General features: G+C 62.0%; 9 protein-coding genes. 4 read left to right on the top strand and 5 right to left on the bottom strand.

The features are described 5' to 3' along the window. From H6678_08470 to H6678_08450, 5 genes are all read right to left on the bottom strand, one after another. Positions 1-741 carry a DUF1295 domain-containing protein gene (locus H6678_08470; GenBank protein ID MCB9473829.1) on the bottom strand — a complete coding sequence of 247 codons (741 nt, stop codon included), beginning with the start codon at positions 739-741 and terminating at the stop codon, positions 1-3. Positions 742-854: 113 nt separating this feature from the next. Further along, the gene (locus tag H6678_08465; GenBank protein ID MCB9473828.1) at positions 855-1,712 is read right to left on the bottom strand and encodes a class I SAM-dependent methyltransferase; all 858 of its coding nucleotides are present in this window, start codon (positions 1,710-1,712) and stop codon (positions 855-857) included. A 41-nt stretch (positions 1,713-1,753) separates the two neighbouring features. Beyond that, positions 1,754-3,040, bottom strand: coding sequence for a peptidylprolyl isomerase (locus tag H6678_08460; GenBank protein MCB9473827.1), 1,287 nt, complete (start codon positions 3,038-3,040; stop codon positions 1,754-1,756). A 126-nt stretch (positions 3,041-3,166) separates the two neighbouring features. Continuing rightward, a complete protein-coding gene (locus H6678_08455) occupies positions 3,167-4,027 on the bottom strand; it encodes a hypothetical protein (GenBank protein ID MCB9473826.1) in 861 nt (286 codons plus the stop codon). A gap of 11 nt (positions 4,028-4,038) precedes the next feature. Beyond that, positions 4,039-5,382 carry an oligosaccharide flippase family protein gene (locus H6678_08450; protein ID MCB9473825.1) on the bottom strand — a complete coding sequence of 448 codons (1,344 nt, stop codon included), beginning with the start codon at positions 5,380-5,382 and terminating at the stop codon, positions 4,039-4,041. 227 nt (positions 5,383-5,609) lie between these two features. Between H6678_08450 and H6678_08445 the strand changes: the two genes are divergently transcribed. The 4 genes from H6678_08445 (at position 5,610) to H6678_08430 (ending at position 10,448) form a co-directional block, all read left to right on the top strand. Beyond that, positions 5,610-6,728 (top strand): glycosyltransferase, encoded by a 1,119-nt coding sequence (locus tag H6678_08445; protein ID MCB9473824.1) that lies wholly within the window; start codon positions 5,610-5,612, stop codon positions 6,726-6,728. After that, positions 6,721-8,037: an O-antigen ligase family protein gene (locus H6678_08440; protein ID MCB9473823.1), complete on the top strand. Its 1,317-nt coding sequence runs from the start codon at positions 6,721-6,723 to the stop codon at positions 8,035-8,037. Before H6678_08445 ends, H6678_08440 begins: the two co-directional genes overlap by 8 nt. Further along, positions 8,027-9,181: a glycosyltransferase family 2 protein gene (locus H6678_08435; protein ID MCB9473822.1), complete on the top strand. Its 1,155-nt coding sequence runs from the start codon at positions 8,027-8,029 to the stop codon at positions 9,179-9,181. The genes H6678_08440 and H6678_08435 overlap by 11 nt, the downstream gene beginning before the upstream one ends. Positions 9,182-9,353: 172 nt before the next feature. After that, on the top strand, positions 9,354-10,448 hold the full coding sequence (locus tag H6678_08430) for a glycosyltransferase family 4 protein (protein MCB9473821.1): 1,095 nt from the start codon (positions 9,354-9,356) through the stop codon (positions 10,446-10,448). Positions 10,449-11,270: the final 822 nt, after the last annotated feature.

Below are 11,270 nucleotides of genomic sequence, written 5' to 3'. Positions count from 1 at the left end.
TTATCGATCGCTCTGGTGCAGAAGCCGTGTTCGGGTACGCAGGATACGCATGATCAGGTAGAAGACCAGCGCCACGCCCTCCAGAATCAACCAGAATCGGCCCGGCATCCCACCTTCCTCACTCGCCCAATGCAGAACAAGTTCCAGCAGCACGAAGGACGTGATCACCCCCAGCCAGGAGGCATATTCACGCTTGAGCACGAATTTCAGCGAGAAACGACGGGAACTGGGCTTCCAGGACGAGAATCGGGGTAGAAACGGAGGGGTTCTGCCGGCCCATTCCAGATAAGGCTCGCCGAACTTGCCCTGCAGAAAATCTTCCTCGGCCATCATGATCCGCTCGTAATAGAGCCAGAATCCCAGGGTCACGGTCAGGGGCAGCCACCAGATGCCGGGCACCAGCAGCACACCCAGCCAGCAGAGCCAGTTGGCCAGATAGAGCGGATGGCGCACCATGGAATAGATGCCGGTGGTGTTCAGCTCATCGGCGCGCTGGGCCGTGGTATTCCGCCCCGAAGTCCCCGGTGACACGAACCCCAGGGTGACCCCGCGCACCACCAGCCCGCTGATCGCGATCAGCAGACAGAAGGCTTCCCAGGCTGTGATTCCCGCCGGATGCGAGACTTCGCGGCTGCCGGTGAAGACCGCCACCAGCAGCAACACCACGAAAAGCACGGGGAAACTGCCGCGGTAGCGGAAGAGCCAGTGGCCCGAACTGACCATCTCGCGTTTCAGCGTCATGGAACTCCCGATGAATTGGGCCCCGGATTGTCGGCCCTTGTTGGTTTCGCGGTCCAGCAGCGGTGTGGATCACGTGCTGCGCTTGACGCGTCGTGGTCTCCCGACTGCGGAGCTTAGACCAAGGCCGCCCGATAGTGGGTTTTCGTGCCACGTTCAGCCGAGATCACAACCACCCCGATCGAGCGCAAGTCCAGTGAAAACCGAATACGCGGATCCGCGACGATTTCCTTCCAGGCCTGCCGCATCCCATCCGACCATGATATGTCATCAAAAACCATCACGGCGTCACTGGCAAGGAACGGCAGGGATTTCTCGAAATACTCCAGAACCGCATCGTGATCATGATGCCCGTCATTGAAGAAAAAATCGATGGGTGCATGCTCTTCCAGAACCGGCATCAAGGTCTGGTGAAAAGGTCCCAGGACCACCTCGGAATTGGAAATCCCAAGGCCGCCCAGAGTCTCTCTCGAAATGGTGGCAAGAGACTCCGCGCCTTCCAGGGAGAACAGTTTTCCTCGCTGATTCAGCTTCTGGGCACTTGCCTGATAGGCGGCTGAAATGCCCACGCAGGTTCCCAGTTCGACGATGGTTTGCGGCTCAAGCCTGCGGACCAGCTTGAACAGAATGGAAGCCCAGAACGGAGGTTTGCTGACTGCTGCAATGCTGGAGATCCGGCGCTTGGAGACCACCCCATTCTGCATTTCCATCTGGGTGCGATGCTCCGTGGACTGACCGGCACCGAAGTCGACGAAGGCGATCTCATCGTCCATTCGGCCAAGCGCGGAGCGCCGTTGTTCGATTCGTTCGATGACGGTCCGTTCTTCCTGGGAAAAGTTGTCAGTCACCACATCCTGAAGCGCCAGGCCGATCTGCCTGGCCAGGCCCGTCTCCTGACGGATGATCTCCCTGAAGACCAGGCCGGCCTTGAGCCCGAACGCCTTGCGCACGACCGGTTTCAACAGACGTTTCATTCTTGGATTCCTGGTGTTGGTGTTGGCCAGTCCGGAACGATTCAGTCCATGATCCGGATGTACACATCGCGGCGCTTCTCTTCCAGCCAGCTGCTCATGACATCCTGCTTGCGGAAAGCCAGCGCCAGGCGGCTGATCTGTTCCCAGTCCTCCTCCAGACTGGGGCGTCGGGCGGGTCGGCGGTCGGTGACCTTGTAGATCTGCAGGCCGTCCTTCTCTTCAATGGTGCCATCCAGTGGGTCCGAAAGGCCACCGATGGGCAGGTCCCGCAGGCGCGAGCGAACCAGCGGCAGCAGCTGGTCCACGGGCAGCCAGCCCAGATCACCACCGGATTCGCGAGTCTGGATGTGGTCGGTGTACTCGCGGGCGACGGTCGCGAAATCCGCGCCGTCGACGAGCGCCGCATGCAGGCTGTCGGCCAGTGCCCGCACGATCTCCCGGTCCCGTTCGGTGGGCTGCAGGCGGTAGAGAATGTGACTGGTGGTGATATAGTCACCTGCGCGGGCGTCCAGGCGGATCACGTGCCAGCCGAACTCGCTGCGCACGGGCTGGCTCACCTCGCCCTCCTCCAGTCGGTAGGCCGCTTCTTCGTAGGGGCGCACCAGCGTGCCGCGCTTTGTGCGGCCAATGCGCCCGCCATCTGGGGCGCTCGAGTCGTCGCTGAAGAGCCTGGCCATTTCGGCGAAGTCGGCCCCATCCTTGATCAGCGCGTATACGCTGTCCGCGCGGGCCTTGGCCAGACGATCGCTCTCGGCCGAGACCTTGTACTCCAGAAAGATGTGCGACAGGCGCACGCTCTCCCCAACCTCGGGCAGCGAGTCGCGGTGTGCGGCGTAAAAAGCCTCCACCTGCTGGCGTGAGACTTCAACCTTGGCCAGACGCCGGGCCTGGAGAGCTTCGATGTACTGACGCTCTTCGATGTCCTTGCGCACCACATTGCGAATGGCCTTCATCGGCTGGCCCATCGCTTCTTCCAGACGCTTGATGGTACCCACTTGACGGATGATGTCATCCACGCGCTGCTCGGTCTGCTTGTCCACGCTGTGGGCATCCACCACGATGTTGGTGTCGGCCTTGGCAATGGTCAGCATCACGCGGCTGTCGATCATCGACTGTACCAGATCCAGCTTCAATTGCTCGAGCTGCTCGACGCCCATGGTCTGAGGATCGAGCCGATTGTCCACCAGATAGCGCTGCAGCTCCTGCTGGACCTGGCTTTCCAGGATCACTTCCTGATCCACGACGACCAGGATGCGGTCCAGGGTTTCCTGGCTGTGGGCCAGCAGACTGAAGAGGAGCGTGGCCAGCAGGGTGGAGAGGAACTTCATCGGGATCTTTCCATCAACGGCGCCGGAGCGCGTGGGTTGCTTGTGGGGGCTTCATGATGCGTTGTTGCCGGAATCTTCCGGGAATACGGGCGCGAAGCGGCCGGCAAGGTAGAAAACTGCCGTCGCTCAGGGCTGGAATTCTTGTCCGCTCTCCCGGGGCAGCAGCAGGGAGTCCAGACTCATGCTCCAGTCCGCCCCTTGAACCAGGCGGCGTTCGAAGGCGGCCAGACGGTCCAGACGAAGATCCTCGAGCACGCGCGCGCGGATTTCCTCTTCATCATCGGGCAGGCTCAGGGATTGGCCGGCCGGCTGATGACTGAGCAACTGGTAAAAGACCCAGCGCTCGTCGCGCTTCAGCAGAGGCGTCAGTTCCCGGGGTTCCAACTGCTCAAGGATCCCGGAGGTTTCCCGCTGGAAGCGTTCCAGCGAAATCCAGCCGCTGCGTCCATGATCCACACCCTCGGCGCCGAGGGCTTCCTGCTTCAGCGTGTCCATCAGCACGGCACTGCGCAGACCCTCGGCCAGGCTCGAGTCCGTGGCCTGGTACCAGAGGACGCGCACCCGACCTTCGGCCAGAACCAGTTCTTCGGAATGGTCGCGCATCCAGTTGCGCATTTCCCAGTCTTCAACAAGCAGCGATTCGGCCAGCACGGATTCCTGGAGAAAGCCCTTGAGCAATTTCAGCCGGGTGCGTTTCAGTTCTTCCCGCTCGGTGGCCGTGCGCCCCAGGTGTCGATTGAGGGATTCCTGGGCGAAGATCTGCGATTCGACCCAGTCCATCAGCAGGGAACTGATTTCCTCGCGGCTCAGGGTACGACCGGTTTCCTGCAGCAGTGCTTCCAGCCGGTCACGGCGGAAGACCGAATCGCCCACCCGGGCCAGCACGGGTGCGGGGCGCTCGTCCACGGCATGCTCCACGGGCGGATTCTCTCGCGCACAGGCCAGGCTCAGCAGGCACAACAGGGGCCAGCACAGCCACCCTCTCATGGTCCTCTCCTTCATCGATTGCCCCCGTTGTCCTTCGGCGGTCCGCCGCGGCGGAAGCGTCTGCCCGCGATGCTCCTGACCAGGTCCAGACTCTCGCGGAGTTCCGCGGGTCGCAGCATCAGATCGCTGGTCCAGCTGCGCTTGCTGTGGTACAGGTAGAATGACACCAGCCCCAGCTTGACTCCCAGAGCCGACACCGCGGTAGCCATGGCAGCCCCCATGATGCCGAAGCGGGGAATCCAGACCAGGTTGAACGCGATGTTGAGCGCCACACCCAGCAGATTCAGCAGCGAAGGAATGGCGGGACGGCCCGTGGAACTGAACCAGAGTGCCAGCACCCCGCTGTTGGCCCGCACCAGCAACAACCCGGCGGACAGCACACAGAGCGTGGGCCAGGCGGCAAGGTATTCGGGTCCGAAGGCCCACAGCGCCGGATAGCCGCCAAGACAGACCACCAGCGCCAGCAGGGCGTACAGGGGGAATGTCAGACGGTAGACACGGGCCGCCAGACTGGCCCCTTCCTCGATCGGCAGACCGGCCACCGTGGGGAAGAACGCCGTCTGGATGGCCACCTGCACGTCCTGGGCCCGCCCGATGGCCAGCACGCAGATGGTATAGAAGCCGAGATCCGCGGGCGTGACACCCATGCCCAGTCCGATGAACCACGACACGAAGATCGTGTCCAGCCGCAGATTCAGCAGGCTGAACAGATTGCCCAGCCAGGGCTGCAGGGAGTAGGCCAGAATGGGGCTGCTGCCACGCAGGGTCCAGCGCCCCACGGGTACGTGGTTGCGCGCACCCATCCAGAGCAAGGTGGCAAGCCGACTGACCAGCATGGCCAGCAGCACGGGCAGAACCGCCTGTGGAAAGAAGGCCAGGCCAAGTGCGGTCAGGCCCAGCAGCAGCAATGACTGAGTCAGCTCGAAGCGGTTGAAGCGCTTGACCTGGTCACGCACCAAAAAAATCTGCCGCAGCACGCTTCCGAAGGTATCCACAGCGAAAATGCAGCAGGTCACCACGACCAGAATGGGAGCGTAACGAGAAAAACCGAGCAGGGGCCAGGGGTAAAGGACAGCCACCAGCCCGGAAACGACCAGAATTCCAAGGCTCATCAGTGGCCAGGCGCGCCGCAGGAATTCCGCCTCGCTCATGTTCATGCGGCGCACGAAATAGATCAGGCCGGAATCCATGCCCAGCACGGCAAGCGACAGCAGCAATCCGGCCTGCATCACCATGAAACTGACGATACCCTGCAGCTCGGGCCCCAGCACACGGGCCACCAGCACCGCGAGCAGCAGATTGATCACCCGCACCAGAAGCCGATTGCTGAAGATGGCCAGGCTGCTTTTCAACATGGGCGAGCGAGTTCCACCGGACCACGGGTCTGCATGGGGTTCCTGGAATTGACATGGGATGACGAGAGAATTGCCGGCTCCGATCCATGCCCGGCAGGCCTGAGCCTGCAATCCGGGTCGTCCGGGCTGGAGCACGCATCGCGAGACCTGGTCGGAAGTCCGTCAAGCGCGAACCTGCGCGAATTTAAGTTACCTTCGCGACTCGATTCGAACAGTCTGGACCCCCGATGAAGATCCTCTATCTCACCCTCAAGGCCAGCAATGCCCACTTCGTGAAGTGGGCCGGTGCGGCACTCGAGGCGGGGCACGAGATCCAGGTCCTGCACTCTTTTCCCGACACGCCAGTGCTGCCCGTCCCCACGCACTTCGTCGACGGAAACAGCACACTCTTCGACCGCAGTGTGGGGCGCTTGCGGCATGTCCTGCGCTGCCGGCAGTTGATCCGTCAATTCAAACCCGACATCGTGCATGTGCATTTCATGGATCCCAACCTGACAGTGCTGGGCTGGAGCGCCTTTCCGCGGACGGTGGTCAGCATCTGGGGCTCTGACCTGATTCTGCCGCGCATGCCCCTCAATGAGATCCTGCGCCGCCATGGCATGCGCAGCGCCTGGCAGTTGACGGCCACCAACCGGCTGCTGGCCTACGCGGCCCGGGCCCACCTGCCCATGACCCAGCCCATCGAGGTGATTCCGTTCGGTGTGGACACCACTCGCTTCGCTCCCGGACCTCGCCAGTCCGATGGCCGCTTCAGGGTCGGCTGTGTGAAGCACTTCGAAACGATCTATGGTCTGGAGCATCTGGTGCGGGCGGTGGCCAGCCTGCGTTCGCGCATACCCGACATCGAGCTGGTACTGGCCGGCGAAGGCAGTCTCAAGTCCTCGATCCAGAGTCTGGTCAAGGAACTGGGACTCGATGATTGCACCCACTTCCCGGGCTCGTTGAACAACGACCGGGTACCCGAGTTGCTGCGCAGTCTGGATGTGTTCGCCATGCCTTCGCTTTACGAGAGCTTCGGTGTCAGCGCACTGGAAGCCTCCGCCTGCGGACTTCCCGTCGTGTCCAGTGATGCGGGTGGCATCCCTGATGTGGTGCAGCATGAGCGCACGGGCATCCTGGTCAACCCGGCGGATTCTGGCGCCCTGGCACAGGCCCTGCTGGATCTGCACGCAAACCCCGCTCTGCGCCGCACGCTGGGCGACAATGGACGCCGGTTCGTGCAGGAGCGGTTCGAATGGACAGATTGCGCGGCCCGCATGGAAGCCGTCTACGCCCGGCGGCATGCCAGTGCCCCCTCCGGTTCGCACTCAGCCTCGGGCCAGCATGCGGTGACCTCCCATGCATGAGCGGCACAACGACTTGCCCTGGATCCTCGGCCTGGGCATCCTGGTGGCCCTGATCGTGGGCCTCATGCAGACTCAGCCTCTCTTCGGGGTGGTTCTGGCCCTCTGTTGTGCCGTGATGGCCATTCCGGTTCTCACGCGCAGCACAACCCTGCTCTGGCTGATCCTGCCTCTGGTCTGGTTCCACCACAGCAGCACGGGCATGATCTACAGCTGGCTGTTCTTCATGTCACTGCTGATGATCGAACTGCTGCTGACGCCCACGGAACGGCAGAATCAGCTGCGTGAGCATGGCTGGTTGCTGTTCATGGCCGGCAGTGCCCTTGTGCTGGTGGTGGCGCTCAACGGGGGGCGAATGGTGGTCATCGGCCAGTGGATCTGGGACTTCGGAATCCTGCTGCTCTACGTGGTCCTGACCCGCCTGGAACACCGGACCGAAGCGATCCGGATGTTCGTGATCTGGTTGCTGTTGGTCATGGGTCTGGCCGGTCTCGGGGTCGTCGCCGAAGGCTTCCTGAACCCCGGCATCCGCGCCCGCGGATTCGTGGCAAAGATGCCCACGGGTGCGGCATACAACCTGGCCATGTTCGTGCCGCTGGCGCTGGGGGCGATTCGCGGTACCCGGTTGGGCAAGGTCGCCGGAGTGGTGGCGGCCATCCTCTTCGCGGCCATCTTCTACACGGGCTCCCGGGCTCCTTTCGCTGCAGTGATTCTGACCAGCTTGCCCTTCCTGATGCAATATCGCCTGCCTCTGCTGGCTGCAGGCTCGGCGCTGGTGGCCGGGATCATGCTCGGTGGCGGCGGACTGGTCACGCGCGTGGAAGGATTCCAGAAAGGCAATGTGCTGGTGGAGGCTTCCACCATCATGCGGCTGGTGATGTGGGTCTTTGCCATTGACATCATCAGCGCCCATCCCTGGACCGGAGTCGGCGTTGGCGTGTTCCGCACCATCGTGGAACGCCGCCTGCCCTTCGAAGACATGCTGCTGAGCCACCCGCACAATGTGCTGCTGAACAAGATGGTCCAGCTGGGCATTCCACTGGCTTTGCTGTTTTTTGCCATTATCACCGGCATCCTGATCAGGAACTTCCGCCTCTACCGGCGCCTGAAGAACCTGTCAACCGAAGACTCCAGCCTGACCCTGGGCTTCATGCTGGCACCATGGCCCATGTTGATCTGCGGAATGACCGACTCGATCTTCAACGGCTATGAGCAGCCCTTTCTGGTCTGGACCATGCTGGCTCTGCAGACCATCTGGCTGGGTCTGATGACGACCCAATACTCTGAGAAAGTTGCGGAACGTGCTCGCTGAAACCGGCTTCCTGCTCAGCACCGGAATCCTGCTGTTTGCCTATCCGGTGACCTGGCTGGTGACACGTCCGCTCTCCGTCGGTTCGGAATCGCCACCGGACCGCGATCCGGACCCGGCTCCTCACTTCACCATTCTTGTTCCCGCCTACAATGAAGAAGCCGTGATCCGGCAGAAACTGCAGAACTTCAAGGAGCTGCGGTATCCGCCCGACCGACTGGACATGGTGATCGTGTCCGACCAGTCCAACGACGCCACCGACAGCCTTGTCCGCGAGCTGGGTGGCGACCGGGTGCGACTGGTGAACTACGGCGAGCGCCTGGGCAAGACACGCATCCTCAACCGCACCGTTCCGGAACTGGCCGGCGAGATCGTGATCCAGACCGACGCCAACGTGCTGTTCGATCCCAGCGCGATTCGCGCCTTCGCCCGCTGGTACAGCGACCCGCGCATCGGGCTGGTCTGCGGGTATGAAGAACGCAGTGTGCCTCCCGGTGGCGATGCCATTCGAACCGAGACCACCTACCGGGATTTCGAAGTGCGCATCAAGATGCTGCAGAGTCGCTTCGGAGCCGTGATGGGTGCACACGGCGGCCTCTACAGCATTCGCAAGGCCTGCTGGCAGCCTCTGCCCGACAACGCCCTCTCCAACGACGACCTGCTGACCGCGATGAATGTGTTGCGTCAGGGACATCGCGTGGTCATGGACAGCAGTGCGCGAGCCCTGGAGATCACGGGAACGCGCCTGGGCGAGGAATTCCGCAGGCGTGTGCGCATCGGGGCAGGCAACTATCAGGTCTTCTGGTGGCACAGCTGGCTGCTGAACCCGCTGCAGGGCTGGAAGAGCTTCTTCTTCTACGCACACAAACTGCCGCGCTGGTTCACACCGCACCTGATGCTTGTGTCCCTGGCCTGCAACATCCTGCTTGCCGATAGGGGACCCGGCTACCTGGCTCTGCTTGTGCTGCAGTTGCTGTTCTATGGCATCGCATTGCTGGGCGCGGTCTTGGATGCCCTGAAGATCCAGGGGGGACTGCTGATGGCACCCTGGCATTTCTGCTCGATGAATCTGGCCGTGCTGGTCGGCTTCTTCAAGTGGCTGGGGGGCATCCGATCAAGTACCTGGACACCCGGATCAAGGCGCTGACCAGCCTCATGTGCCCACTTGCATGCATGGTCCATGCCCCGCGGCAATCGGGCCAGATCCACAAACCACAGCCGAATCGCATTCGCGAAGTCCATTCCTCGCCGAACGACCGCGCCTGCGCGCGGCACACGTCATGCGGGATGGAACACACGGGTTTTCGGCAGGAGAATTGATGCCCCCGGGACAAGCCAGCATCCTCATTCTGGATCACTTCGATGTATTCGGCGGGGCACAGCTCTATATCCTGGACATGATCGGCGCCCTGAAAGCGGACCGCTACCGGTTTTTCTGCACGGACGTTCTGGACGACTGGTCACGGCAGAGGCTCCAGCAGCTGGGCGTCACGCGAATCCCATTGTTTCCATACTTCTCGAAACGCAGCGGTGTGTTCGCCCTGCTGCGCTCGTTCATGCACCTGATGCGCCTGCGCGGCAAGGCGGGAACGCCCGATCTGCTGCTGACCAACAGCATGCCGGGTCTTCTGGTGGCCCGTCTCGCCTTCGGACGCTCGCTGCCGGTGGTACACATTGCCCATCGCATGGACTATGGACCGATTCTGCGCGTCATGTTGCGGCGCTGGCCCGATCGGCTGGTCACCGTGAGCCAGACCGCGGCGAACTGGTTCAGAGAGATCGGTGTGCCACCCGATCGCATCCGCATCGTCCCCAATGGATTCGATCCGGCACTCCATCAGCGCGTGGAGACCAGCCCGAAACCTGGCTTGTGCCTGGGCATGGTGGGGCGACTGGACCGTGAAAAGGGCATGGAGGATCTGCTGGAACTGGCCCGTCGTCTGGCCGGCAGACAGGAGATCCGTTTCCGGCTCGTGGGTGCCGCCTCGGACCCGGCCCAGGACAGACTGTGGCGCACGCTGGCCGAGCGCGACGGGCTGCTGCCCATGATCGAGTTCGCCGGCCGCAAACCCCCGGGTCCAGCGCTGTTCGAAGGCATGGATCTGCTGCTGAACCTGTCCAATTTCCAGGAAACTTTCGGACGCAGTTACGCCGAAGCGGCTCTGCTGGAGATACCCACACTGGCATACAGGAACGGTGCACCTGAAGAGTGGATCGAACACGGGCGCAACGGCTGGTTCATTGATTCAGTGGACTCGCTGCAGACGCTGGTGGAAGAGCTGGTCCGGGAACCGGATCGAGTCAGACTGGCCGGAAAGGAAGCACGCCGGACCATCCTTGCCAATTTTTCTCTCGGAGAATGTGCGGAACAGCTCAAGGCCATTCTCGAAGAACGCCTGGCCGGACCGCACTAGATCCACGTGCGTCCAGCCGCCGGATCCAGGGTCTGCCCTTCATCCACGAATCCCCCTTGTTTCACAAGGCCAGAACGCTCCCCCCCGCACATGTGGATGCCGATGGAATTCTCTCGATCCTTGAAGGGCTGCGACATGATTCCAGAGATGTGGTGCAATGCATCCATTCTGACTCGTCGTGTCATCTCTCGAGTGTCCGCCATGCGGTGTATCCCCTTGTGGTTCTGGACTCACAAGAGCACCTGATCTGCATAGAAGGGCGTCTGTATGACTTCGGAGACGCGAAGGTCAGCGAGATCGTGACACTCGCCCGCGCGATTTTCGGAAGTCAACCAGCAGCTCGGGAACAGCTTCGAGCCTGGCTGGCCAGGTCCGATGGTGACTTCATCGTATTCGGAATGGAGAGGTCCACATCGCGCTGGTTCCTGTTCGATGATATGCCGGGAAGATCGCCTGCTCTGACCGGGCGGAAGTTGACAGGATGATTGCGCAGGGGAATCGCAACGCACTTGCCAACATCTTTACCCTGACCTCCGCCATCGAGTGGTTCGAAACCGGCAGGAGCTCGATCTCACCCGACCGGACCTACGAGTGTCCTTGAGCAGCCGCTGGCATGATTGTGTCACAGGAACCCGAAGCGATGGACCGGAAGTGCCGCATGCGCCGGACTTGAACGGGACCGGACAATCTCATGTCCGATCCAGACCTGCGGCCTCGACGCGCGTCCAGAGCCCACCCGCCTGGTTCCAGGATGCTCCCGCATACCATCGTGCGTCCGACATTCTCTGGAAGGATGGCGGATGATGCAAAGCGGGAAATGGC

This window comes from Candidatus Delongbacteria bacterium (assembly GCA_020634015.1).
Classification (GTDB): Bacteria; CAIWAD01; CAIWAD01; order CAIWAD01; family CAIWAD01; genus JACKCN01.
This window is presented reverse-complemented; position numbering and strand designations above follow the sequence as displayed.